The sequence below is a fragment of the Variovorax sp. OV084 genome, assembly GCF_900111625.1.
Classification (GTDB): Bacteria; Pseudomonadota; Gammaproteobacteria; order Burkholderiales; family Burkholderiaceae_C; genus Variovorax.
Genome location: NZ_FOII01000002.1, coordinates 45,211 through 68,578 on the forward strand (window position 1 = coordinate 45,211; position 23,368 = coordinate 68,578).

21 protein-coding genes are annotated in these 23,368 nt (G+C 66.9%); 13 read left to right on the forward strand and 8 right to left on the reverse strand.

Going from position 1 to position 23,368, the window contains the following annotated elements; translation table 11 throughout:
• Position 1: 1 nt before the first annotated feature.
• Positions 2–961: a LysR family transcriptional regulator gene (locus BMW87_RS06540; RefSeq protein ID WP_093075326.1), complete on the reverse strand. Its 960-nt coding sequence runs from the start codon at positions 959–961 to the stop codon at positions 2–4.
• 106 nt (positions 962–1,067) lie between these two features.
• On the opposite strand from BMW87_RS06540, the gene BMW87_RS06545 reads away from it, so the two are divergent.
• Positions 1,068–2,423 (forward strand): omega-aminotransferase AptA, encoded by a 1,356-nt coding sequence (locus BMW87_RS06545; RefSeq protein ID WP_093075329.1) that lies wholly within the window; start codon positions 1,068–1,070, stop codon positions 2,421–2,423.
• A gap of 33 nt (positions 2,424–2,456) precedes the next feature.
• Here BMW87_RS06545 and BMW87_RS06550 read toward each other — a convergent pair whose 3' ends face one another.
• Positions 2,457–3,317 carry a hypothetical protein gene (locus BMW87_RS06550; RefSeq protein WP_093075331.1) on the reverse strand — a complete coding sequence of 287 codons (861 nt, stop codon included), beginning with the start codon at positions 3,315–3,317 and terminating at the stop codon, positions 2,457–2,459.
• A 107-nt stretch (positions 3,318–3,424) separates the two neighbouring features.
• Between BMW87_RS06550 and BMW87_RS06555 the strand changes: the two genes are divergently transcribed.
• Entirely contained in the window at positions 3,425–4,867 is a 1,443-nt protein-coding gene (locus BMW87_RS06555) for an MFS transporter (protein ID WP_093075334.1), read from the forward strand.
• 6 nt (positions 4,868–4,873) lie between these two features.
• On the opposite strand, the gene BMW87_RS06560 is transcribed toward BMW87_RS06555, so the two are convergent.
• Positions 4,874–6,175, reverse strand: a complete 1,302-nt coding sequence (locus tag BMW87_RS06560; protein WP_256216692.1) for an SUMF1/EgtB/PvdO family nonheme iron enzyme — start codon at positions 6,173–6,175, stop codon at positions 4,874–4,876.
• Between the two features lie 175 nt (positions 6,176–6,350).
• Here BMW87_RS06560 and BMW87_RS06565 point away from each other — a divergent pair, with 175 nt between their 5' ends.
• From BMW87_RS06565 to BMW87_RS06575, 3 genes are all read left to right on the forward strand, one after another.
• Positions 6,351–6,890, forward strand: a complete 540-nt coding sequence (locus BMW87_RS06565; protein WP_093075336.1) for a TRAP transporter small permease subunit — start codon at positions 6,351–6,353, stop codon at positions 6,888–6,890.
• A gap of 67 nt (positions 6,891–6,957) precedes the next feature.
• A complete protein-coding gene (locus BMW87_RS06570; protein ID WP_093075339.1) occupies positions 6,958–8,499 on the forward strand; it encodes a TRAP transporter large permease in 1,542 nt (513 codons plus the stop codon).
• Positions 8,496–8,984 carry a hypothetical protein gene (locus BMW87_RS06575; protein ID WP_093075341.1) on the forward strand — a complete coding sequence of 163 codons (489 nt, stop codon included), beginning with the start codon at positions 8,496–8,498 and terminating at the stop codon, positions 8,982–8,984. The genes BMW87_RS06570 and BMW87_RS06575 overlap by 4 nt, the downstream gene beginning before the upstream one ends.
• Positions 8,985–9,041: 57 nt before the next feature.
• On the opposite strand, the gene BMW87_RS06580 is transcribed toward BMW87_RS06575, so the two are convergent.
• The 4 genes from BMW87_RS06580 to xseB all read right to left on the reverse strand — a co-directional run bounded on the left by BMW87_RS06580 (position 9,042) and on the right by xseB (position 13,293).
• Positions 9,042–10,121 carry a TRAP transporter substrate-binding protein gene (locus BMW87_RS06580; protein ID WP_093049979.1) on the reverse strand — a complete coding sequence of 360 codons (1,080 nt, stop codon included), beginning with the start codon at positions 10,119–10,121 and terminating at the stop codon, positions 9,042–9,044.
• Positions 10,122–10,232: 111 nt separating this feature from the next.
• The gene (gene dxs / locus BMW87_RS06585; RefSeq protein WP_093075345.1) at positions 10,233–12,089 is read right to left on the reverse strand and encodes a 1-deoxy-D-xylulose-5-phosphate synthase; all 1,857 of its coding nucleotides are present in this window, start codon (positions 12,087–12,089) and stop codon (positions 10,233–10,235) included.
• Positions 12,090–12,109: 20 nt separating this feature from the next.
• A complete protein-coding gene (locus BMW87_RS06590; RefSeq protein ID WP_093075348.1) occupies positions 12,110–13,030 on the reverse strand; it encodes a polyprenyl synthetase family protein in 921 nt (306 codons plus the stop codon).
• Complete coding sequence (xseB, locus tag BMW87_RS06595) at positions 13,027–13,293, reverse strand: exodeoxyribonuclease VII small subunit (protein ID WP_007829283.1); 267 nt, start codon at positions 13,291–13,293, stop codon at positions 13,027–13,029. The genes BMW87_RS06590 and xseB overlap by 4 nt, the downstream gene beginning before the upstream one ends.
• Positions 13,294–13,520: 227 nt before the next feature.
• Between xseB and BMW87_RS06600 the strand changes: the two genes are divergently transcribed.
• The 8 genes from BMW87_RS06600 (at position 13,521) to BMW87_RS06635 (ending at position 22,007) form a co-directional block, all read left to right on the forward strand.
• Positions 13,521–14,663, forward strand: coding sequence for an aromatic ring-hydroxylating oxygenase subunit alpha (locus BMW87_RS06600; RefSeq protein WP_093075350.1), 1,143 nt, complete (start codon positions 13,521–13,523; stop codon positions 14,661–14,663).
• A gap of 58 nt (positions 14,664–14,721) precedes the next feature.
• On the forward strand, positions 14,722–15,654 hold the full coding sequence (locus BMW87_RS06605) for a DMT family transporter (protein ID WP_256216693.1): 933 nt from the start codon (positions 14,722–14,724) through the stop codon (positions 15,652–15,654).
• A gap of 39 nt (positions 15,655–15,693) precedes the next feature.
• Positions 15,694–16,602, forward strand: coding sequence for a sulfurtransferase (locus BMW87_RS06610; RefSeq protein WP_093075353.1), 909 nt, complete (start codon positions 15,694–15,696; stop codon positions 16,600–16,602).
• Positions 16,599–17,198 (forward strand): DUF2796 domain-containing protein, encoded by a 600-nt coding sequence (locus BMW87_RS06615; protein WP_093049964.1) that lies wholly within the window; start codon positions 16,599–16,601, stop codon positions 17,196–17,198. Before BMW87_RS06610 ends, BMW87_RS06615 begins: the two co-directional genes overlap by 4 nt.
• Positions 17,199–17,202: 4 nt before the next feature.
• Positions 17,203–17,949, forward strand: coding sequence for an ABC transporter ATP-binding protein (locus BMW87_RS06620; RefSeq protein WP_093075356.1), 747 nt, complete (start codon positions 17,203–17,205; stop codon positions 17,947–17,949).
• Positions 17,946–19,208, forward strand: coding sequence for an ABC transporter permease (locus BMW87_RS06625; RefSeq protein WP_093075358.1), 1,263 nt, complete (start codon positions 17,946–17,948; stop codon positions 19,206–19,208). The genes BMW87_RS06620 and BMW87_RS06625 overlap by 4 nt, the downstream gene beginning before the upstream one ends.
• 3 nt (positions 19,209–19,211) lie before the next feature.
• Positions 19,212–19,850, forward strand: a complete 639-nt coding sequence (locus tag BMW87_RS06630; protein WP_093049955.1) for a DUF3299 domain-containing protein — start codon at positions 19,212–19,214, stop codon at positions 19,848–19,850.
• Between the two features lie 180 nt (positions 19,851–20,030).
• The gene (locus tag BMW87_RS06635; protein WP_093076051.1) at positions 20,031–22,007 is read left to right on the forward strand and encodes a DUF3300 domain-containing protein; all 1,977 of its coding nucleotides are present in this window, start codon (positions 20,031–20,033) and stop codon (positions 22,005–22,007) included.
• Positions 22,008–22,034: 27 nt separating this feature from the next.
• Here the strand turns inward: BMW87_RS06635 and BMW87_RS06640 are convergent, their stop codons facing one another.
• Positions 22,035–23,303 carry a M20/M25/M40 family metallo-hydrolase gene (locus BMW87_RS06640; RefSeq protein WP_177142245.1) on the reverse strand — a complete coding sequence of 423 codons (1,269 nt, stop codon included), beginning with the start codon at positions 23,301–23,303 and terminating at the stop codon, positions 22,035–22,037.
• Between the last annotated feature and the right edge of the window lie 65 nt (positions 23,304–23,368).

Sequence of the window (23,368 nt, forward strand, 5' to 3'; positions counted from 1 at the left end):
TTTACCGGTGCGCCTTCTCCAGGCATTCCTGAAACGCCAGCACCGCACGTGACGGCTTCGGCGAACGCCGCAACAGGCTGACGAAGCGGCACGCATAGTTGAAGCGCGCCGGCAGTACCGCTTTCATCAGCCCGCGCTGCTCGAACACCTGCGCGTAGTGGTCGGGCAGAAAGCCCAGGAAGCGCCCCGAAAGAATCAAGGTTGCAATCGCCTCCTGGTCGAAGCCCGTGGCCTTGCGCGACAGCTTCGCGCGGTGACTCAACTCCATGTTCGGCGAGTGGTAGCCGAGCCCCGCGAAATGGTGCTCGCGCAGCTTGGCCCAGGTGAGCCTGGCGTGATCGGCGCCGAACAGCGGGTGCTTCGCGCCGCAATACAACAGCATCGTCTCGTCGAACAAGTCGGCGTACACAAGGCTCTTGGAGCTGCGATGCGCCGGGATGATGCCGATCTGGAAATTGCCCTCCAGCACGCCCTGCTCTATGGCGTTGATCGAGCCCACGTGCAGCGCCAGAGTCACCTCGGGTGCGATCTCGGTGAAACGCGCGATCGCCTCGCCGATGCGCGCCTTCGGGTTGGTCGCCGTCTTGTCGAACAGCGCCACGTCCAGCTGCCCGCCCATGCGGTTGTGGATGTCGTCGATGCTGCCGCGGAAGGCGTCGACCGAGGCCAGCAGGCGCAGCGTCTCGTCGTATACGCGCTGCCCCTCGGCGGTGAGCGCAAAGCCGGCCCTCCCGCGCCGGCACAGCACGAGGCCCAGCCGCGTCTCCAGGTCTTTCACATGGCGGCTCACGGTGGAGGTGCCGATGTTCAGCTCCAGCTCGGCGGCCGCCATGCCGCCGCAGTCGACCACGCTCTTGAACACCTTGAGCAGGCGCAGGTCCATGTCGCTGAGCTGCCCCAATACGGCGCGGTTGCGGGCACTGTTTTGGGCACCGCTTCGGGCTTTGGCCTTTACTTGCATGAAGTGTCAAGTGAACATTGATATTGCGCCATTCTCCACACTGAAGGCTCTGCCAACAATCGGCACATCCCATCACCCCCGGAGCCCGCCCCGTGCGGGAAGCGCCATGACCCTCGCAACGCCCGCCATCGAACCGACGCCCACCGCGCGCACCGACGCCGCCTGGCTCGACGCGCACTGGATGCCCTACACCGGCAACCGCAACTTCAAGGCCGATCCGCGGATCATCGTGGAGGCCAAGGGCGCCTACTTCACCGACATCGACGGGCGCAAGATCTTCGACGGCCTCTCGGGCCTGTGGTGCTCGGGCCTGGGCCACGGCCGCCCCGAAATCACCGAGGCGGTGAGCCGCCAGATCGCCAAGCTCGACTACTCGCCCGCCTTCCAGTTCGGCCACCCGCTCTCCTTCGAGCTGGCCAACAAGATCAAGGAAATGACGCCCGCGGGCCTCGACTACGTGTTCTTCACCGGCTCGGGCTCCGAAGCCGCCGACACCTCGCTGAAGATGGCGCGCGCCTACTGGCGCACCAAGGGCCAGGCGAGCAAGACGCGCCTGATCGGCCGCGAGAAGGGCTACCACGGCGTCAACTACGGCGGCATCTCGGTCGGCGGCATCGCGGCCAACCGCAAGCTCTTCGGCCAGGGCGTCGAAGCCGACCACCTGCCGCACACGCAGCTCGCATCGAATGCCTTCACGCGCGGCATGGCCGAGAACGGCGCCGAGCTGGCCGACCGCCTGCTCGACCTGATCGCGCTGCACGACGCATCGAACATCGCGGCCGTCATCGTCGAACCCTTCGCGGGTTCGGCCGGCGTGGTGATTCCGCCCAAGGGCTACCTGAAGCGCCTGCGCGACATCTGCACGGCCAACAACATCCTGCTGATCTTCGACGAAGTGATCACCGGTTTCGGCCGCTGCGGCGCACTCACCGGCGCGGAAGCCTTCGGCGTGACGCCCGACATCATGAACATCGCCAAGCAGGTGACCAACGGCGCGCAGCCGATGGGCGCAGTAGTCGCCAGCAAGGAGATCTACGACACCTTCATGGCAGCAGGCGGCCCCGACTACATGCTCGAGTTCCCGCACGGCTACACCTACGGCGCACACCCGGTGGCCTGTGCCGCCGGCATCGCCGCACTCGACGTGCTGCAGAAGGAAGACATGATCGGCCGCGTGCAGGCGCTGGCGCCGCATTTCGAGAACGCCGTGCACAGCCTGAAGGGCAGCAAGCACGTGGCCGACATCCGCAACTACGGCCTCGCAGCCGGCATCACGATCGCCGCGCTGCCGGGCGAGCCCGCACGCCGTCCGTACGAGATCGCGATGAACTGCTGGAAGAAGGGCTTCTACGTGCGCTACGGCGGCGACACCATCCAGCTCGCTCCACCCTTCATCGCGGAGAAGGCCGAGATCGACCGCATGGTCAACGCACTGGCGGACGCGCTGGCCGAGACGGCCTGATCGGGGGCCGACACGATCCGACGGGGCAACCCGTCAGATCCGGCCCGACCTGATCTTGATGCTGGAGGTACGCACGGCGTACACGCCGTCGAAGGTCCTGAACCACACCAGGTCTTCCGACCTTGCAATAAAGCGCCCACGCATCTCGATTTCGAAGCGTGGCGTCAGCAGGTCCGAGATATAGGTGAATTCTTTTTCCGGCGCCACCTTTCCCGATCCATCCTTGGGTTGCCCCTCCTTCGCAATAAAGGCCGCGAGTTCCGAAAAGCCCCGTGCGGCTTCCGCGCTCAGTCGGCGCTGGATTTCCTCGGTGGGCTGGGCCAGATCATCCAGCGTGTAGGAAGATGGCAACTGGTACATGTAGAGACCGGACCACTGGTCGGCACCTGCGCCCTGCTCCAGCCGGACCGCCGCGGCCGTCAGCAGCCGCTCGTTGCTCGCCTTGCTCACATGCAAATAGGGTGTTGCACCCGTTTGCCCCGCCGCACCGGCGCCGGCGACATCCAGCCCCTGGCGGATCGCGGCATCGAGGAACAGCTGCCGAGGTTCCAGCGTGAGCTTGCCCTTCAGGCGCTGGGCATCGAGCCCCGTCCTGCTGTCGATCATGCCGGCATTGGCCGCCGCGCCCAGAGGGCCGAACAGCAATCCAACTGCCAGGCCACCTCCACCTTCCAACTGCGTGTAGACAATGCTCCTGGCATCGTCCAGGTGCCGCATCGCATGCCGCGGCTCTTCCACCGCCTTGGCATGCGCGAGTGCGAAAGTCCCGGGCGAACTGCCGGAGACAGGACGATTCTTGTAAGTGGGCGGCGTGCCGCAGCCCGTCAAGCCGGCAATAGCCAAAAGCGTGCAAAGCCAGAACGCGCGGCGATGCGCGCCATCGAGACAGATCATGTTTCCCCTCGCTCCATTGGTGTAGTCGCCGCTCCCACGCGGCGCGCGGATCATAGACCGGCACGGTCCTACAGCGGACGCTGCGACCGACTCCCAGAATCGCAGGCATGACGGTACTGAGCAGCGACATCCCCGCCCGCCTGGACCGCCTGCCGTGGTCGCGCTGGCACTGGCGCGTGGTGATCGCGCTGGGCGTGGCCTGGGTGCTCGACGGGCTCGAAGTCACTCTGGTCGGCTCCATCGGCGCGGTGCTGGAGCGGCCCGACACGCTGGGGCTCACGGCCGGCGAGATCGGGCTGTCGGGCTCGGTGTACGTGGCGGGCGCGGTGCTCGGCGCGCTGCTCTTCGGCCGGCTCACCGACCGGCTCGGGCGCAAGAAGCTCTTTCTCATCACGCTGGTGGTCTACACGGTCGGCACGCTGGCCACGGCGTTTTCTCCCAACTTTGCTTTCTTCGCGCTGTGCCGCTTCGTCACGGGGCTTGGCATCGGCGGCGAGTACGCGGCCATCAACTCGGCCATCGACGAACTGATCCCGGCGCGCGTGCGCGGGCGCGTCAACCTCGCGATCAACGGCAGCTTCTGGATCGGCGCGGCGCTGGGCGCGGCGCTCAGCCTGGTGCTGCTCAACGCTCGCGTGATCGGCCCGGTATGGGGCTGGCGCGCGGGCTTTGCGCTGGGCGCGGTGCTGGCGGTGGCTATCCTGCTGGTGCGGCGCGACGTGCCCGAGAGCCCGCGCTGGCTCATTGCACACGGACGCGCCGACGAGGCCAAACGCATCGTCGACCAGATCGAAGCGGAGATCGAGACCCAGCACGGTCCGCTGCCCGCGCCGCAAGGCTCTGTCGTGAACTACACGGCCGCGCGCGCCAACAGCCCGTCGATGCGCGAAGTGGCGCGCGTGCTGCTCAGGCGCTACCCGCAGCGCAGCATGGTCGCGCTGGCGCTGATGATCTCGCAGGCCTTCTTCTACAACGCGATCTTCTTCACCTATGCGCTGGTGCTCACGCGCTTCTACGGCGTGCCCGAAGGCGACGTGGCGCTCTACATCTTTCCGTTCGCGCTGGGCAATGTGCTCGGGCCGCTGCTGCTGGGCCCGCTGTTCGACAGCGTGGGCCGGCGCCGGATGATCGCGCTGACGTACGTACTCGCGGGCGTTGGCCTCGCGCTCACGGGCTGGGCCTTCATGATGGGCTGGCTCGATGCGCGCGGTCAGGCGCTGTGCTGGTCGGCGGTGTTCTTCCTGGCGTCGGCAGCGGCGAGTTCGGCGTACCTCACGGTGAGCGAGGTGTTTCCGCTCGAGATGCGTGCCATGGCCATCGCGATCTTCTACGCGGTCGGCATGGGCGCGGGCGGCTTCGCTGCGCCGCTGCTGTTCGGCCTGCTGATCGAAACCGGCAGCCGGGGCGCGGTGATGGTGGGCTACGGCATCGGCGCGGCGCTGGTCATCGTCGCGGGGCTGCTGGCCTTGCGCTATGCGGCCGATGCTGAGCGCAAGCCGCTGGAGGAAGTGGCGCCGCCGCTGTCTTCGGAAGCCGGCGGCGAGCGCTGACTGTCTCTACAGCGCGCAGGTTCTGAAGCCGAAGAAGCCGTCGTCACGCTCGGGCAGCGCAAAGCCACGGCGGCGCGGAGAACGCAGGCGCGCACGCGTCGCGAACGAAGCCCCGCGCAGCACGCGCGCCCGGCCGAAAGCAGCCGCGGGATCGAACTCTCCCCCTGCGCTCCACGGGTCGGCCCGATACCCCGGCCACGGCTGCAGCGTGCCCGACGTCCACTCGTGAACGTCGGCCCACCGGAAGCCACGCCGCCCGGCCGTGTGCGCAGCAATCTCCCATTCGACTTCGGTCGCGATGCGCCGCCCGGCCCAGCGCGCCCAGGCGTCGGCCTCCCACCAGCTCAGGTGCACGGCGCTGTGGTGGCCTGCCGCACGCACTGTCACGCCAAAGCGCTGCTGCAGCACCGAACCGCCCGTGCCGTTGCGCGCCGCGCCGATCTGCTCGACGTGGCGCGGCCCGCGCCGGCCCTCGATCTGCGCCCCGAGCCAGCGCCAGCCTTCGCCATGCCACAGCTCCTCGCGGTCGTAGCCGCCGTCGTCAACGAATTCGATGTACTGGTTCCAGGTGACGGGCTGCGCGTCGATCTCGAACTCGGGCACGTCGACCCGATGCGCGCTGCGCTCCTGTGCGAAGGCAAAGCCACTCTCGGACGAACCCAATTCCCATCGCGTGGCAGGCAGCAGCAGCGGCTCGCGCGTGACGGCGATGGGCGCCTGCTCGACGCCCAGGGGCAGCCCCAGTGTCTGCGCCATCACCACGAACTGCTCGCCGCGCAGGTCTTCGTGGAACAGCGCGAGGCGGTAGAAGTACAGGCCGGCATCGGTCTCGGCCGCGTTCTCGAGCAGCTCGAGCGTGCTCTCCAGCGTTTCGAGCAGGTAGGCCTTGGTCTGGGCGAGGTCGGGCAGGTCGGGCGACCAGCGGCGGCCCGGCGTGCTCTGCGACGGGTTCCACCAGTCGTCGGCGCCGGGGTCGATGGGCGCCAGGCGCGTGGGCCGCACCGGGCAGTCGACGCCGAAGGCGCGCTGGGTGTTGCGCCCGATCCACCATTCGGCGAACCAGCCGATGTGGCCGGCCAGCCAGACCGGCGGCACCACGCCCTCTTCCTCGGGCACGGGCGGCACGGCAAGCGCTTCGGCGCCCAGGGCCTCCTCGTAGAGCGACAGCAGGTGCAGCGTGTGGTTGCGCGCGTCGATCAGCGCCAGGGACAACAGCTCGCGGCCCGCGCGGCACATGTCGGGCGAATCGATCGAATGGGGCAGGCCCATGGCGCCCGAAGGCGTCGAAGGCGGAAGGCGCGAAGACATGGACGATTATGGCGACCAGGGCCGCCTCCCACGCCCCGGACAAGACCCGGATTCCGGGTAAACCCCGCCCCTCATGCCAAGTAGATACAAAGGTTCAACGGGGTAACATCTCGGGCTTTGCGCAGCTCCCACCAGGGGCCGGCGTTTCACCTTGGGCTTCGCGGGAGACACCCCCTTGTCTGCATTCCTCAAATTCGCGACCGGCATGGACTGGATCAGCGAAAAACTCGGCAAGATCGCCGGCTACGCCGTCCTGGCGGCCTCGCTCATCTCGGCGGCCAACGCCCTCGTCCGCTACGGCTTCGACTTCAGCAACAACGCGTTCCTCGAAATCCAGTGGTACCTGTTCGCCGCCACCGTGATGCTCGGCGCGCCCGTGGTGCTCCGCTTCAACGAGCATGTGCGCGTGGACATCATCTACGGCAAGCTCAAGGGCTATGGGCCGGTGTACGTCGACCTGTTCGGCCTGATCTTCTTCCTGCTGCCGGTGATGGCCCTCTTCACCTACGTCACCTGGCCCATGTTCTGGAACATGTGGGTCACGGGCGAGATGTCCGGCAACATCGGCGGCCTGATCCGCTGGCCCGCCGCGCTGCTGATGCCCGTGGGCTTCGCCGCGATGTTCCTGCAGGGCGTTTCGGAAATCATCAAGCGCATTGCCTACCTGCGCGGCCTGATCGAGATGGACACGCACTACGAGAAGCCGGTGCAGTGACGGGCGCTTTTCGCATCCCCGCGCCCCTTCTGGCCTAGCCCTCTCCCGCACCGCAGGATAAGTAGAAATGCACATGGAAAATTTCGCCCCGATCATGTTCGCGGGGCTCGTGGTGATCATGCTGATCGGCTTCCCGGTCGCGTTCTCGCTCTCCGCCCTCGGCCTGATCTGCGGCTTCTTCGCCATCGAGATGGGCTGGTTCCCGGCCGGCTTCATGGCCAACCTGCCGCTGAACGTGTTCGGCATCCTGTCGAACGAGACGCTGCTCGCGATCCCGTTCTTCACGTTGATGGGAGCCGTACTGGAGAAATGCGGATTGGCGGAGGACATGCTCGACTCGATGGGCCAGCTCTTCGGTCCCATCCGCGGCGGCCTCGGCTACTCGGTGATCATCGTGGGCTTCATCCTCGGCGCCATCACCGGCACGGTGGCCGGCCAGGTGATCGCAATGGCGATGATCTCGCTGCCGATCATGATGCGCTACGGCTACGACATGCGCTATTCGACCGGCGTGCTCGCCGCGTCGGGCACCATCACGCAGCTGGTGCCGCCTTCGCTGGTGCTGATCGTCATGGCCGACCAGCTCGGCACCGACGTGGGCCAGATGTACAAGGGCGCCTGGGGTCCGTCGATCCTGCAGGTCATCATCTTCGCGATCTACACCTTCATGGTCGGGCGGCTGCGCCCGCACTACGTGCCGGGCCTGCCGGCCAGCGCACGTACGCTGAACGGCTGGGCGCTGTGGGGCAAGTGCCTGCGCGGCATCATCCCCTCGGCCATCCTGATCTTCGCGGTGCTCGGCTCGATGGGCGGCCTGCCCTTCATGGACAAGGCCATCGCCACGCCGACCGAAGCCGGTGCGATGGGCGCGGTGGGCTCGCTCATCCTCGCGCTGATCCATCGCCGCCTGAACTGGCAGCTGATGAAGGACGCGATGGAAGGCACCATGCGCCTCACTGCGATGGTGGTGTTCATCCTCATCGGCTCGCGCGTGTTCTCGCTGGTGTTCCAGGGCGTCGACGGCGCCAAGTGGATCGAGCACATGCTCTCGGGCCTGCCGGGCGGCCAGGTGGGCTTCCTGATCGCGGTGAACATCTTTGTGTTCTTCCTCGCGTTCTTCCTCGACTTCTTCGAGATCGCGTTCATCATCCTGCCGCTGCTGGGCCCCGTGGCCCACAAGCTGGGCATCGACATGGTGTGGTTCGGCGTGCTGCTGTGCGTGAACATGCAGACCTCGTTCATGCACCCGCCCTTCGGCTTCGCGCTGTTCTACTTGCGAGGCATTGCGGACACCCTCTTCAAGAACGGGGCGCTACCCAAGAAGGTGGAGTCGCGCGACATCTACCTCGGCGCCGTGCCGTGGGTGCTGATGCAGCTGCTGCTGGTGGCCATCGTGATCTTCTTCCCGCAGACGGTCACCGTGTTCCTCGAGAAGGAAAAGGTCGTCGACATCGACAAGGTCAACCTCGACATGCCTGCCGACGCAGAGCCGCCGCCCGCGCCCGACAGCAACGGCGTGAACATGGAAGACCCGTTCGGCAACGAGAAGAAGACACCGGAAGAAACACCGGCGACGCCGCCGGCTTCCGGCGAAGCCACCAAGCCGTGAGCGACGACGGCGGCAGCACCCCCTCGCTCGAAAGCCCCGCCTTCCCTGCGCTGCTGCGCACGCTGGCGGTGGTGCTGGTGGTCGATCTCTTCGCCTTCGCGATCTGGAGCCTGCCCTCGCTGCGCAGCACCGCGTGGTCCACGAGCGCCCTCGTGGTGTTCGGCATCGCGGCGCTGTGCGTGGTGTGGGTCGGCTACTGGATCGTCTACAGCCGCACGCGGCTCGAAGGCGACGTGCTGATCCAGACCTGGCTCTGGAACAAGCGCGTGAGCGCGCAGGAAGTGGCGCAGCTCAAGCTCGTGCACATCCGCATGCTCGAACGCGTGATCGCGCCGCGGCTGCTGGTGCGACGGCGCTACGGCGGCATGACGTGGTTCCACTCGGCCGATGCGAGCGTGCTCGTGGCCTTCGGCGAACAGGTGGCGAAGCGCTCCATTCCACCGAAGCCGGATACCCCCGAACCCGATACCGGGTCGACGAAATAAAAAAAGCCCCGCTGGTTCCAGCGGGGCTTTTTTGCATGCAGCGCGCGAGGCGCCTGCTTACAGCTTCTGCTGCTGCATGAAGCGGTCGAAGGTGCCTTCCGTGTAGCGGAACCAGGCGTTCTGGTCGGCCAGGAATTTCGACCAGTCGCCGTAGATCTTCTTCCACTCGGGGTTGGTGTTGTTCAGGTCCGAGTAGATCTGCTGGGCCGACTTGAAGGCCGCGTTCATCACGTCCTGCGAGAACGGACGCAGCTTGGTGCCCGAACCCACGAGCTGCTTCAGCGCGATCGGGTTCTTGGAGTCGTACTTGGCCGTCATCGTGATGTTGGCGTGTGCGGCAGCCGCCTCGACGATGGCCTTGTACTCGGCCGACAGGCCTTCCCATGCCTTGGTGTTGATGTAGAAGTCGAGCTCGGGGCCGCCTTCCCACCAGCCGGGGTAGTAGTAGAACGGCGCGATCTTGTTGAAGCCCAGCTTCTGGTCGTCGTACGGGCCGACCCATTCGAGACCGTCCAGCGTGCCCTTTTCGAGCGCCGGGTACAGGTCGGCACCGGGAATCGATTGCGGGATCACGCCGAAAGGCTCGAGCACCTTGCCCGCGAACGGGTTGGTGCGGAACTTCAGGCCCTTCAGGTCGGCGACCGACTTGATTTCCTTGCGGAACCAGCCGCCCATCTGCGCGCCCGTGTTGCCGCCCGGCAGGTTGATGATGTTGTACTTGGCGTAGAACGCGCGCATCAGCTTCAGGCCGTTGCCTTCGTACATCCAGGCGTTCTGCTGGCGGGTGTTCATGCCGAAGGGCACTGCGCAGCCCAGGCAGAAGGTCGGGTCCTTGCCGTAGAAGTAGTACGGCGCCGTGTGGGCCATTTCGACCGAGGCGTTCTGCACGCCGTCGACCACGCCGAATGCGGGCATCAGCTCGCCGCCGGCATGCACGGAAATCTGGAACTTGCCGCCCGTCATGTCGCTGACGCTCTTCGAGAACACCTCGGCGGTGCCGAAGATGGTGTCCAGCGACTTGGGAAAACTCGACGCCAGGCGCCAGCGAACGGTGGCTTGGGCGTGAACCGCGGGTGCGATGCCGGCAGCCAGAACGCCCGCGATGCCGGCGTTTTTGATGAGGGAACGACGATCCATTGATAGCTCTCCGAGTTCTTGGAAAAACAAAACGCGGCTTGTGACCGCGTTGGGGACTTTTGTCTAAGTCCGGACGATTGTAAAAACGCGCTTACAGCCGCCGGCAGGGGTTTACCCTGCGCTCGAAACGAAGCGCTCGCGGATCGATGCCTCGATGCCGATGGCATCCAGTCCGATCGACGCCAGCAGCTTGGCCGGATCGCCGTGTTCGATGAAGCGATCGGGCAAGCCGAGTTGCAGCACCGGCTTCTGCACGTTGGCAGCCTGCAGTGCTTCGAGCACCGCACTGCCCGCGCCGCCCATGATGGCGCCCTCTTCCAGCGTGACGATGGCATCGTGCGTGCCTGCGACCTTCAGCAGCAGCTCGACGTCGAGCGGCTTGGCCCAGCGCATGTTGACCACCGTGGCGTCGAGCGACTCGGCGGCGGTGAGCGCAGGGTACAGCAGCGTGCCGAACGCGAGGATGGCAATGCGCTTGCCTTCGCAGCGAATCTCGCCCTTGCCGAAGGGCAGTGATTCGAGCGTGAGGTGCGGCGTGACGCCTGCGCCGGAACCGCGCGGATAGCGCACGGCCACCGGGTGGTTCTGCTCGTAGGCACTCGACAGCAGTTGGCGGCACTCGCGCTCGTCGGCCGGGCAGGCCACGCTCATGTTCGGAATGCAGCGCAGGAACGGAATGTCGTACGCGCCCGCATGCGTGGCGCCGTCTGCGCCCACGAGGCCCGCGCGGTCGAGCGCAAACACCACCGGCAGGTTCTGGATCGCCACGTCGTGGATCAGCTGGTCGTACGCGCGCTGCAGGAAGGTCGAGTAGATCGCGACCACCGGCTTCAGCCCCTCGCATGCCAGGCCGGCCGCGAAGGTCACGGCGTGCTGCTCGGCAATGCCGACGTCGTAGTAGCGATCGGGAAAGCGCTTCTCGAATTCAACGAGGCCCGAGCCTTCGCGCATCGCGGGCGTGATGCCCACGAGGCGGCCGTCGTGCGCGGCCGTGTCGCACAGCCACTGGCCGAATACCTGCGTGAAGGTCTGCTTGGCCACCGCGGCGGACTTGACCAGCCCCACCTGCGGATCGAACTTGCCGGGGCCGTGATAGGCCACCGGATCGGCCTCGGCCAGCTTGTAGCCCTGCCCCTTCTTCGTGACCACGTGCAGGAACTGCGGGCCTTCGAGGTGCTTGAGGTTCTCGAGCGTGGGCACCAGCGAGTCGATGTCGTGGCCGTCGATCGGGCCCACGTAGTTGAAGCCGAACTGCTCGAACAGCGTGGCCGGCACGACCATGCCCTTGGCATGCTGCTCCAGGCGCTTGGCCAGCTCGAACAGCGGCGGTGCGTTGCGCAGCATGCTCTTGCCGACGTTCTTGGCGGCGGCGTAGAAGTTGCCGCTCATCAGTTGCGCGAGGTAGCGGTTGAGCGCACCCACCGGCGGGCTGATCGACATGTCGTTGTCGTTCAGGATCACGAGCAGCTTGCAGTCGCACACGCCCGCATTGTTCAGCGCCTCGAAGGCCATGCCCGCCGTGAGCGCGCCGTCGCCGATGATGGCCACGGTGTGGCGGTCTTCGCCCTTCTGCTTGGCAGCCATGGCCATGCCGAGCGCGGCCGAGATGCTGGTCGACGAGTGGGCAGTGCCGAAGGTGTCGTACTCGCTCTCGCTGCGCTGCGGAAAGCCCGAGATGCCGCCGATCTGCCGCAGCGTGGGCATGCGCTCGCGCCGGCCCGTGAGGATCTTGTGCGGGTAGGTCTGATGGCCCACGTCCCACACCAGCCGGTCGTGCGGCGTGTTGAACACGTGGTGCAGCGCGACCGTAAGTTCGACCGTGCCGAGGTTGGAGCTCAGGTGGCCGCCGGTGCGCGAGACGTTGTCGAGCACGCTGGCGCGCACCTCGTCGGACAGCTGGCGCAGTTGCGCCCGGTCGTATTTGCGGATCGGCGAGGGGTCGTGAAGTGTGGGAAGCAGCGGAGCCATGTGGGGGTTGTTCTTTTCTCTCAGCGGTCGCGGTCGACCACCATGTGGGCCAACGCTCGCAAAGCGGCGGTGTCGGCCAGGCCGCTGCGCTCCAGGGCGGCGAGCGCATCGGCCAGCAGCTGGCGCGCCTGGGCGCGCGCGCCGTCGAGGCCGAGCAGAGACACGTAGGTGGGCTTGTCGGCCGCGGCGTCCTTGCCGGCGGTCTTGCCCAGGGTCTGCGAGTCGGCCGTGACGTCGAGGATGTCATCGACCACCTGGAACGCGAGGCCGATGGCGGCGCCGTAGTCGCGCAGCGCGGCCAGCGCCGCGGGAGTGACCGAACCGCAGGCGGCGCCCATCTCGACGCTGCCCTGAAGCAGCGCGCCGGTCTTCAGGCGATGCATTTCGCGCAGCTGCGTTTCGTCGAGCGCAATGCCGACGCTGGCCAGGTCGATGGCCTGGCCGCCGGCCATGCCCTGGCTGCCCGCGGCGCGCGCGAGCAGGCGGCACAGCAGGGCCTGGGTGGAGGCGGGAATCTCGTCGCCATCGGGCGTGAGCAGTTCGAAGGCCAGGGCCTGCAGCGCGTCGCCAGCCAACAGGGCATCGGCCTCGCCGAATTTCACGTGCACGGTGGGCTTGCCGCGGCGCAGGACGTCGTTGTCCATGCACGGCAGGTCGTCGTGCACCAGCGAATAGGCGTGAATCAGTTCGGTGGCGCAGGCCGCGCGCAGGGCAGCGGCCCGGTTGCCGCCGACGGCCTCGCTGGCGGCCAGCACCAGCAGGGGCCGCAGTCGCTTGCCGCCGTCGAGCACGGCATAGCGCATGGCGTCGCCCAGCAGCACGGGGGCGTCGACGCCGACCCAGCGCGACAGCGCCGCTTCAACATTCGCCAGGTGGGGGTCGCTCCAGCCGGCTAGCGTGCGGGCGTCCCAATGGCTGGAATTCAGCGCGGCGGCGCTCATTCAGGCGTCCAGACCTTCAGGCTGCCCGAATCGAGCACCTTGATCTGGTCTTCGACCGCCTGCAGCTTGTCGCGGCAGAAGGCGAGCAGCGCCGCGCCGCGCTGGTAGCTGACTAGCAGCTGGTCGAGGGGCAACTGGCCCGATTCGAGTTCCGCCACCAGTTGCTCCAGTTCCTGGAGCCCGGCTTCGTAACTGGCAGGCAGCGGGCCCGTATCGGGCGTTGCCGCCGGGCTGGACGAGGAAGGGGGGGGCACCTTGGGCATGCAAGCGAAACGTGGGTGAAATCGGGCATTTTAGGACTGGGATCGAAACAACTGGCGACCGCCGCCGGACCGGGTGAAAAGCCGGGGGCACAAAAATGCCCCCCGGGTACAATGCGAACTTCTCTCGTTGACGACGTCAACACATTCTTCGGGCCGCCGACCCTTCCTGGCGGCGCCTTCCGTTCTTTTCTCTTTTTCTCCCTGTGGGGAGCTTGGTCAGGTCCTCCATGTCTGATTTAAGTCTTCAACTGCAGCAGGCCGCGAGCCAACTTCCAGTTTCCGCGTATTTCGATGAGGCGCTCTACGCCCGCGAAATGCAAAACCTTTTCGCGCGAGGGCCCCGCTATGTCGGCCATCGCCTGGCCGTACCCGAAATGGGCGACTTCCACACCCTGCCGCAGGAGCATCAGGGCCGGGCGCTGGTCCATACGCCCAAGGGCGTAGAGCTGATTTCCAACGTCTGCCGCCACCGCCAGGCACTGATCCTCCAGGGCCGGGGCCAGCTCGACAACCAGGCCGGCGGCAACATCGTGTGCCCGCTGCACCGCTGGACCTACGCCGCGAGCGATTCGCGCACCACCGGCACGCTGATCGGCGCCCCGCATTTCGAGCAGGACCCCTGCCTGAACCTGCACAACTACCCGCTCACCGAGTGGAACGGCCTTCTTTTCGAGAAGAACGCAGACGGCTCCGGCCCCGACGTGGCGGCCGACATGGCCGGCCTCGGCCCGCAGGCCGACCTGGATTTCAGCGGCTACGCGCTCGACCGCGTCGAGCTGCACGAGTGCAACTACAACTGGAAGACCTTCATCGAGGTCTACCTCGAGGACTACCACGTCGGCCCGTTCCACCCGGGCCTGGGCAGCTTCGTCACCTGCGATGACCTGCGCTGGGAGTTCAAGCCCCGCTACTCGGTGCAGACGGTGGGCGTGGCCAACCGCCTGGGCCGCGCAGGCAGCCCGGTCTACCAGAAGTGGCAGGAGCAGCTGCTCAAGTACCGCGACGGCAAGCCGCCGAAGTACGGCGCCATCTGGCTCACCTACTACCCGCACGTGATGGTCGAGTGGTATCCGCACGTGCTCACGGTGTCGACCCTGCACCCCGTGAGCCCGACGAAGACGCTCAACATGGTCGAGTTCTTCTACCCCGAGGAAATCGTCGCCTTCGAGCGCGAGTTCGTCGAAGCCCAGCAGGCTGCCTACATGGAAACCTGCGTGGAAGACGACGAGATCGCCGAGCGCATGGACGCCGGACGCCGCGCGCTGATGCTGCGCGGCGACAACGAGACCGGCCCCTACCAGAGCCCGATGGAAGACGGCATGCAGCAGTTCCACGAGTGGTACAAGGCCGCGATGCAGAAACCAGCCTGAGACCGGCCCGCCCCGCACTCGGCGGGGCACTCTTTTTCCTTACCTTAGAGTCGAAACGATGCAAGCGCTGTGGATGGTGCTGGGGGCCTTTTTGTTCGCCACGATGAGCGTGGTCGTGAAAGTCGCCTCGGAGTGGTTCAACAGCGGTGAGATGGTCCTGGGCCGCGGCCTCATCGGCATCGTGTTTCTCTGGCTGCTGGCCCGCAATCGCGGCGTCTCGCTGGCCACCCGATACCCCGGCATGCACGCCTGGCGCAGCACCATCGGCGTGCTGTCGCTGGGCGCCTGGTTCTATGCCATCGCCCACCTGCCGCTGGCCACGGCCGTCACCCTCAACTACATGAGCAGCGTGTGGGTCGCAGCCTTCCTGGTCGGCGGCTCGCTGCTGGCCTGGGTGCCGGTGCCCGGGCGCGACGGCCGCGTGGAGCGCCCGCCGCTGCAGGGCACGCTGGTGCTGACCGTGCTCGCCGGCTTCGTGGGCGTGGTGCTGATGCTCAAGCCCAGCGTCAACGGCAGCGAGGGCTTCGCGGGCATGCTGGGTTTGCTGTCGGGCCTGACGGCCGCGTTTGCCTACATGCAGGTGATGGCGCTGTCGCGCATCGGCGAACCCGAGCTGCGCACGGTGTTCTATTTCGCGGTCGGCTCGGCAGTGGCCGGAGCCTTCGCCACGGCGGCCACCGGGTTTTCGGGCGGTGGCGCCTGGACCTGGCAGCATGCGCTGTGGCTGCTGCCCATCGGATTGCTGGCCGCCCTCGGACAACTCTGCATGACCCGCGCCTACGCCACCGCCAAGACCCAGGCCGGCACACTGGTGGTGGCCAACCTGCAGTATTCGGGCATCGTCTTCGCGGCGTTCTACAGCGTGGTGCTGTTCAACGACCGTATCGATGCCACCGGCTGGGCGGGCATGGCCCTTATCATCGCCAGCGGCATTGCTGCAACCGTGTTGCGACAACGGGCGGTGCCCAAGGCGCCGGCCGAGGAACATTGACTCTTTCTGCATTGACCTGACCAGAGAAGGACACACACCATGTACACCACCCTCATCAGCGTCGAACAACTCCGCAAGCTGCAATCGACGGACACGCCTCTCATGGTGTTCGACTGCACCTTCGACCTCATGAAGCCCGAGAGCGGCGCGCAGCAATACGCGGCCGCGCGCATTCCGGGCGCGCTGTACGCAAACCTCGACACCGACCTCAGCGCGAAGCACGGCGCCCCCGGCGCGCACGGCGAGGTGGTCGTGGCGCAGGAAGACGGCCTGCCCGCCTCGGGTGGACGCCATCCGCTGCCCAGCCGCGAGAAGTTCGCGGCCTGGCTCTCGAGCATCGGCTTCGCCAACGGCATGCAGGCCGTGGTGTACGACCGCAACGGCGCCAATTACTGCGGCCGCCTGTGGTGGATGCTCAAGTGGATGGGCCACGACGCAGTGGCCGTGCTCGACGGCGGCCTGCAGGCCTGGCAGGCCTCGGGCGGCGAAGTCACGAGCAGCGAGGAGCCCGCGCGCTTCCAGTCGAACTTCGTCATGGGCGAGCCGATTGCGAAGCTCGTCACCACCGACACCGTGGTGCGCCGGCTCGGCCAGCCTGACCAGAACCTGATCGACGCACGCGCCGGTGCACGTTACCGCGGCGAGGTGGAACCTCTGGACCCGATTGCCGGTCACATCCCCGGGGCCCTCAACCGGCCTTTCGCCGACAACCTCGGCCCCGACGGCAAATTCAAGCCGGCATCGCAATTGCGTGCCGAGTTCGAAGCGCTGCTCGCGGGACGCGATGCGGCGACAGTCGTCCACCAGTGCGGCAGCGGCGTGAGCGCCGTGCCGAATCTGCTCGCCATGCAGATCGCGGGATTCGGGACGACCGCGCTCTATGCCGGCAGCTGGAGCGAATGGAGCAACACGCCGGGGCTGCCGACCCGGCAAGGCGCTGAACCATGACATTGACGACGACGAATCGACGTTCCCGAAGCCTTGGCCGCACCACCGGCCTCGCCATCGCCGCCGCCCTCCTCGCGGCCGCCCCGTTCCTCACCGCACAGGCCCAGCAGCAGCACGCCCACGTGCACGGCCAGCTCAAGCTCGACGTGGCCGTCGACGGCCCCACGGTGGTGATCGACATGGAGTCACCGCTCGACAACATCGTCGGCTTCGAACGCGCACCCAAGACCGACGCCGAGAAGAAGCTCGTCGAGGAAGCAGTTGCGCAGCTGCGCGCGGCCGACAAGCTCTTCATCGTCGATCCCGCCGCCAACTGCAAGCTCGGCCCGGTCGACCTGCGCTCCGGCGCACTGGGCCTGGGCAACCCCGATCCGAGCGAGCCCGTCGGCCATGCCGACCTCGACGCCACCTTCTCCTTCAATTGCACCAACGCGGCCGCCGCGAAGTTCATCGACCTGAACCTGTTCAGCGTGTTCAAGGGCCTGCGCCAGATCGACTCGCAGATTGCCACGGCGCAAGGCCAGTTCAAGCGCCAGCTCAAGCGCCCGGCCGGCGCGCAGGCAAGCCAGCCCGCCCGGCTCAGCTGGGGCAAGTAACGCTGTGAGTACCCATCCCGAGGCAGAGTCGTCGCCCTTGCGCGTCGTGCTCGCCGCCGAAGCGCTGCGCTTCGCATGGCCCGGCGTGAAAACGCCGTGCATCGACATCGAGGCCTTTCGTATCACCGCAGGTGAATCGGTGTTCCTGCATGGCCCGAGCGGCTGTGGCAAGAGCACGCTGCTGTCATTGCTGGCCGGCGTGCTGGTGGCAGACGAAGGCCGCGTCACGCTGCTGGGACACGACTGGTCCAAGCTCTCGGGCGCAGCGCGCGACCGCAGCCGCGTGGCGCACGTGGGCTACATCTTCCAGCAGTTCAACCTGCTGCCGTACCTGAGCGTGATCGACAACGTACTGCTGCCCTGCCGCTTCTCGCAGCGGCGCGAAGCAAATGCCGCACGCAACGGCAGCTCGCGCGACGAAGCCGAGCACCTGCTTCACCAGATGGGCCTCGACCGCAACCTGTGGAAGCGCCAGGCGCTGCAGTTGTCGGTCGGCCAGCAGCAGCGCGTGGCCGCTGCACGAGCGCTCATTGGCCAGCCCGAAGTAGTGATTGCCGACGAGCCCACTTCGGCACTCGACGAAGACCGGCGCGAAGCCTTTCTCGACGTGTTGCTGACAGCCTGCGCCGAGAACCACAGCGCGCTCGTGTTCGTGAGCCATGACCAGCGCATCGCGCAGCGCTTTGTGCGACACGTGCTGCTGCCCGAGATCAACCGCGCCGCCACCAGCGCAATGGCGGTGGACGCATGAAAGCACTTTTCTCGATTGCCTGGCGCAGCGCCTGGAACCGCCGCTTCACGCTGGCACTCACGGTGTTCTCGATCGCGCTGTCGACCTTTCTTCTTCTGGGTGTCGAACGCATCCGCACCGAGCTGCGCGAGAACTTCGCATCCTCCGTCTCGGGCACCGACCTGATCGTGGGCGCGCGCACCGGCTCCACGCAGCTGCTGCTGTACTCGGTGTTCCGCATCGGCGCGGCCACCAACAACATCTCGTGGAAGAGCGTGCAGGCGCTGTCGGAGCACCCGGGCGTCGACTGGGTGGTGCCGCTGTCGCTCGGCGATTCGCATCGCGGCTTCGCAGTGCTGGCCACTTCCACCGACTACTTCACGCACTTCCGCTACGGCGACAAACAGACGCTGAAGCTGCGCGAGGGCAAGCCCTTCAGCGAACTGTTCGACGCGGTGGTCGGTGCCGAAGTGGCCGACAAGCTCGGCTACCACGTGGGCCAGAAGATCACGCTCGCGCACGGCAGCGGCGAGCTCAACGTGGCCGAGCATGCGGACAAGCCTTTCACCGTGGTCGGCGTGCTCGCGCGCACCGGCACGCCGGTCGACCGCACGGTGCACATCGGCCTCGCGGCCATGGAAGCCATCCACCTCGAATGGGTGGGCGGCGCGCCGATGCCGGGCGTGCACATTCCGGCCGAGCAGGTGCGCAAGTTCGACCTCACGCCCAAGAACGTGACAGCCGCGCTGGTGGGCCTGAAGAACCGCGCCGCCGTGTTCGGCGTGCAGCGCTGGATCTCGACCTACACCGGCGAGCCGCTGATGGCCATCCTGCCCGGCGTGGCGCTCGACGAACTGTGGAGCGTGATCGGCATCGGCGAGAACGCGCTGCTGCTGATGTCGGCGCTGGTCGCGCTGGTAAGCCTTGCGGGGCTGGTGTCTGTGGTGATGGCCGGCCTCAACGAACGCCGCCGCGAACTCGCCGTGCTGCGCGCCGTGGGCGCGGGCCTGCGCCACGTGCTGACGCTGCTCGCACTCGAAGGCGCGATGGTCACCGTGCTGGGCGTGGCCTTCGGCGTGGTGATGGCGGTGCTCGGCATCGCCCTGCTCTCGCCATGGCTGCAGGCACAGTTCGGGCTGACATTGAGCCTTTCAGAACCTACACTGAACGAATGGTTGCTCATGGCAAGCCTGCTGGTCGCTGGATGGCTGGCAAGCCTCTTGCCTGGCATCCGCGCCTACCGACTCTCCCTTGCCGACGGCCTCTCACCGAGGATTTGAACCATGCCCATTGCACACACGACGTCCAAGAGCAAAGCTTTCATCCGGCTTTCAATGCTGATCGCCGGTGCCGGCCTCACCGCCGCCGCCTGGGCCGCCGAGCCCGCGCCCAAGGACACCACCGCCACCAACCCATTGGGTGGCAAGGCTGCAGCACCCGCCGCCGCCAAGGCCGCACCGGGCCAGCCTCGCCAGATCACCTGGGAAGAACTGGTGCCCAAGGACTGGGACCCGGCCAAGGAGTTCAAGGGCATGGACCTGAGCGCACTCGACGATGGCGACCCGCGCGCCAACGAGCTGCTCATGAAGATGCAGGAGGTGTCGAACAACGCGCCGACCAACCCCGCGATGAATGGCACCGAAGTCAAGATTCCGGGCTTCATCGTGCCGCTCGAAGAGGCCAAGGGCGAAGTCACCGAGTTCCTGCTGGTGCCCTACTTCGGCGCCTGCATCCACACGCCGCCGCCGCCCGCCAACCAGATCCTGCACGTGGTGCCGCAGAAGGGCGCCAAGTTCCGCGCCATGGACACCGTGTGGGTCACCGGCAAGCTGCAGACCCTGCGCAACGACTCGATGATGGGCGTGAGCGGCTACCACGTGAGCGCCGCCAGCGTCACCAAGTACACGGGCGGCGCCAAGTAGCAGCAACGCAGCAGCGCGGGAGGCAGCGGCCTCCCTGCCGTGTGGTTCTGCGCCGACAGGTTTGACGGCGCACCACCGACACAGACCGTTGCATCCACGGCGCAGGCTTTGTCATCGCCTGCTGCCGCGCACCGTTGAAAGAGTTCCGGGCACGACGCCGGCGTCCTCATGGAACTCCAGATGACAAAAAATCTCCCCCTCGCTCCGCGACTGCTGACGATCTCGCTGTGCATCGGCGCCCTCGTCCTCGCAGGCTGCGACAAGACCCCCAGTACGCCGGCTGCCGCACCCACTGCCGCCGCCACCGACCCGGCAACCACCATTCCCGCGCCCTCGGTGCCGCAGACACCGGCCCCTGCCGCAGCCCCGGTGCAGGCTGCCTATACGCCGCCCGCCGCCGAGCAGCTCTACCAGATGGTCGCGCCCATCGCGCTCTACCCCGACAAGCTGGTGGCCCAGATCCTGGCCGGTGCCACCTACCCCGAGCAGATCACCGCCGCGCACGAATGGCTTGCGCAGAACCGCAACCTCAAGGCCGGTCCGCTGTCCGATGCAGCCAACCAGCAGCCTTGGGACCCGAGCGTGAAGTCGCTCACCGCATTCCGCCCTGTCATCGACCAGATGGCCGGCAACATCCCGTGGACCGAGGCGCTCGGGCAGGCCTACTACAACGACCCGGCCGATGTGATGAACGCGATCCAGGTCATGCGCCAGCGCGCATCGAAGGCGGGCCGCCTCAAGAACAACGACAAGCTGCGCGTGGCCAGCGCCGCGCCACCGCAGAACTACGCGCCCTCGCCGGACATGCAGCCCATGTACGCAGGCCCCGCGGTGATCGAGCCGCCGCCGCAGTTCATCACCATCGAGCCCGTGCAGCCTGACGTGGTGTACGTGCCAGCCTATGACCCGCAGGTCATCTACGGCGATCCGCAGCCGATCTATCCCGGCTATGCCTATGCACCGCCGGTCGAGGTGGTGTCGCGGGGCTACAGCGGCGGCCAGGTGGCGGCTGCCGGTGCGCTCGCGTTCGGAGCCGGCGTGATCGTGGGCGCCGCGCTGGAGCGGCACGACTGGGGCTGGCACTCGTGGAACATGAACTGGGGCGCGCCGCGCGGGCGTGACCGCGATCGTGGCCCCGCCGTGCAGCCAGCCTTCGCCCGGCCGGCCGTGGTCTACAACAACAGTACCTACATCTCGCGCTCGACGACGGTGGTCAACAACAACGTGCGCAATGTCTACAACAACAATGGCGGACCGCGCGGCGCGCTGCCGCCGGGAGCGCCGCCACCCAACTTCGCGGCCGGCCCGGGCCCTGCGCAACAGCAGCAGGCACTATTCGCGCAGCAACAGCAACAACGCCAGCAGCAACAGCAGCAGGCGGCGCTTGCGCAACAACAGCAACAACAGCAACAACAAGTCCGCCAGCAGCAAGCCCTGATGCATCAACAGCAGGCGCAGCAACAAGCCCAGCAACGTTCGCAGCAGCAGACCCAGCAGTTGCAGGCACAACAGCAACAACAGCAAGCGCGCGAGCAACAGCAGCAGGCACGCCAGGCCCGGCTCCAGCAGCAGCAAGACCCTGCGCGCCGCCAGCAAGCCCAACCAGCGCAACAACAGCTGGCCCAACAGCAGGCGCAGCAACAGCAGCGCCAACAGCAGCAGGCGGTACAGGAACAGCAACGCCAGCAACAGGCCCAGCAAGAGCAGTCGCGCCGCCAGCAGATGCAGCAGCAACAGCAGGCGCAGCAACAGGCCCGTGCGCAACAGCAGGCCCAACAACAGCAACAGCAGGTCCAGCGCCAACAAGCTCAACAGCAGCAGGCACAGAACCAGGCCCGGCAGCAGCAGCAAGCCCAGCAGGAGCAGCTACGCCGCCAGCAGCAGGCGCAACAACAGGCACAGCAGCAAGCCGCGCGCGCTCAACAGCAACAGGCGATGCAGCAACAGCAGCAGCAACGTCAGCAGCAGATGCAGCAGCAGGCCCGTGCCCAGCAACAGGCGCAGCAGCAGCAACAGCAGATCCAGCGCCAGCAGCAACAGCAGCAGCACCAACAACAGCAGGCCCAGCAGCAGCAACAGCGCGCGGCCGCAGCGGCTGCGGTCGCGGCGCGGCGCCCACCGGGACGGCCCGGCGAGCCCGGACAGCAACAGCAGTAGCGCGCCCGCGCCGCCGGGCGGCGTCTATCAGTTCTTGCCGATCTCGGTCAGCAGCCGCGTGACGAGGTAGAGGCGCGGCACGATCGAGTCGACTTCGATGTACTCGTCGCGCGCGTGGTAGCCGAAGCCCGCGAGACCGAAGCTCTCGACCACCGTCGCCTTGCCCGAACGACCCGCATAGCCCGCGTCGGTGCCGCCGCCGGTCATCGGCGTCAGCGCGAGGTCGCGGTCGATTTCCTTGTAGATGGCCTGCGCCTTCTCGGCCAGCGCGCGGCCCTTGTCGCCCGCGATGAAGGCCGGGCGGCCCACTTCCACCTTCACCGTGGTCTCGGTGTCGGGAATCAGCTTGCCGGCCGCAATCTTCGCCTGCAGCGCCTCGTTGAGCTTCTTCTCGGCGCCGGGCTGCGTGATGCGGATATCACCCAGCGCCTGCGCCTTCTCGGTGATCTGGTTGATCGGGCCGGTGGCGCGCGCCACGGTCCAGTTGAGCGTAACGCCGGGGATGTCCTTGGCGAGATCCTTGGTCTGGAGCATCTGGTACGACAGCTCGTACAGCGCGTTGCGGCCCAGTTCGGGCGCGGCGCCGGCGTGTGCCGCGCGGCCTTTCACTTCCATCGTGGCCTGCGCGATGCCGGCCGCGCCCAGCAGCAGCGACTCGCCCTTGACCACGGACTTCGCCACCGTCGGCTCGAACGACAGCACCGTGTCGTGCTGGTCGGCCATCGTGGCGATCAGCTCGCCGGAACCGACCGAGCCCACTTCCTCGTCGGGGTTCATCACAACAGTGAGCGTGTCGTAGTCGCGCCAGCCGGCATCGGCCAGGATCTTGAGCGAGGCCATCATCACGGCCAGGCCGCCCTTGTCGTCGGCTATGCCGGGGCCGTAGATACGGTTGCCGTCAACCTTGTAGGGCTGGCTGCTCAAGATGCCCGGTGAATACACCGTGTCCATATGGCCCTGCAGCATGATCTTGCGCTTGCCCGTGCCCTTGATGGTGCCGATCACGAGGTCGGCGCCCGCGCCGGCCGTGGCCTTGCGGCGCTCGGTCTTGAAGCCGGCGGCCTTCAGGCGCCCTTCCACCACGTCGGCCATCTTGAGCAGGCCGTCGACGTTGAGGCTGCCCGATTCGATCAGCACCATCTCCTTGAGGTTGTCGATCACCGCGGGCTGCGCCTTCTCGGCGGCGGCGAGCAGCTTCGCATCGGGCGCGGCGTGCGCGCCGGCGACAGCGCCGAGCGCGAGGCCACAGGCCAGGGCCATGGAGCGAAGCGGGAAGGAGGACAAACGCAAAGTCATGGTGTTTTTCTCGGGAGTGAATGACGGCACACAGCATAGCCACGCGCTCGTGCCGGGCGAGCAAA

Excerpts from the sequence above, each read along its gene's own strand:
- xseB (WP_007829283.1), bottom strand. The coding sequence starts at position 13,293 with ATGCCCAAGGTGCCCCCCCCTTCCTCGTCCAGCCCGGCGGCAACGCCC.
- BMW87_RS06600 (WP_093075350.1), top strand. The coding sequence starts at position 13,521 with ATGTCTGATTTAAGTCTTCAACTGCAGCAGGCCGCGAGCCAACTTCCA.
- BMW87_RS06625 (WP_093075358.1), top strand. The coding sequence starts at position 17,946 with ATGAAAGCACTTTTCTCGATTGCCTGGCGCAGCGCCTGGAACCGCCGC.
- BMW87_RS06540 (WP_093075326.1), bottom strand. The coding sequence starts at position 961 with ATGCAAGTAAAGGCCAAAGCCCGAAGCGGTGCCCAAAACAGTGCCCGC.
- BMW87_RS06640 (WP_177142245.1), bottom strand. The coding sequence starts at position 23,303 with ATGACTTTGCGTTTGTCCTCCTTCCCGCTTCGCTCCATGGCCCTGGCC.
- BMW87_RS06615 (WP_093049964.1), top strand. The coding sequence starts at position 16,599 with ATGACATTGACGACGACGAATCGACGTTCCCGAAGCCTTGGCCGCACC.
- BMW87_RS06545 (WP_093075329.1), top strand. The coding sequence starts at position 1,068 with ATGACCCTCGCAACGCCCGCCATCGAACCGACGCCCACCGCGCGCACC.
- BMW87_RS06580 (WP_093049979.1), bottom strand. The coding sequence starts at position 10,121 with ATGGATCGTCGTTCCCTCATCAAAAACGCCGGCATCGCGGGCGTTCTG.
- BMW87_RS06610 (WP_093075353.1), top strand. The coding sequence starts at position 15,694 with ATGTACACCACCCTCATCAGCGTCGAACAACTCCGCAAGCTGCAATCG.
- BMW87_RS06590 (WP_093075348.1), bottom strand. The coding sequence starts at position 13,030 with ATGAGCGCCGCCGCGCTGAATTCCAGCCATTGGGACGCCCGCACGCTA.
- BMW87_RS06560 (WP_256216692.1), bottom strand. The coding sequence starts at position 6,175 with ATGTCTTCGCGCCTTCCGCCTTCGACGCCTTCGGGCGCCATGGGCCTG.
- BMW87_RS06635 (WP_093076051.1), top strand. The coding sequence starts at position 20,031 with ATGACAAAAAATCTCCCCCTCGCTCCGCGACTGCTGACGATCTCGCTG.
- dxs (WP_093075345.1), bottom strand. The coding sequence starts at position 12,089 with ATGGCTCCGCTGCTTCCCACACTTCACGACCCCTCGCCGATCCGCAAA.
- BMW87_RS06550 (WP_093075331.1), bottom strand. The coding sequence starts at position 3,317 with ATGATCTGTCTCGATGGCGCGCATCGCCGCGCGTTCTGGCTTTGCACG.
- BMW87_RS06555 (WP_093075334.1), top strand. The coding sequence starts at position 3,425 with ATGACGGTACTGAGCAGCGACATCCCCGCCCGCCTGGACCGCCTGCCG.
- BMW87_RS06570 (WP_093075339.1), top strand. The coding sequence starts at position 6,958 with ATGCACATGGAAAATTTCGCCCCGATCATGTTCGCGGGGCTCGTGGTG.
- BMW87_RS06630 (WP_093049955.1), top strand. The coding sequence starts at position 19,212 with ATGCCCATTGCACACACGACGTCCAAGAGCAAAGCTTTCATCCGGCTT.
- BMW87_RS06605 (WP_256216693.1), top strand. The coding sequence starts at position 14,722 with ATGCAAGCGCTGTGGATGGTGCTGGGGGCCTTTTTGTTCGCCACGATG.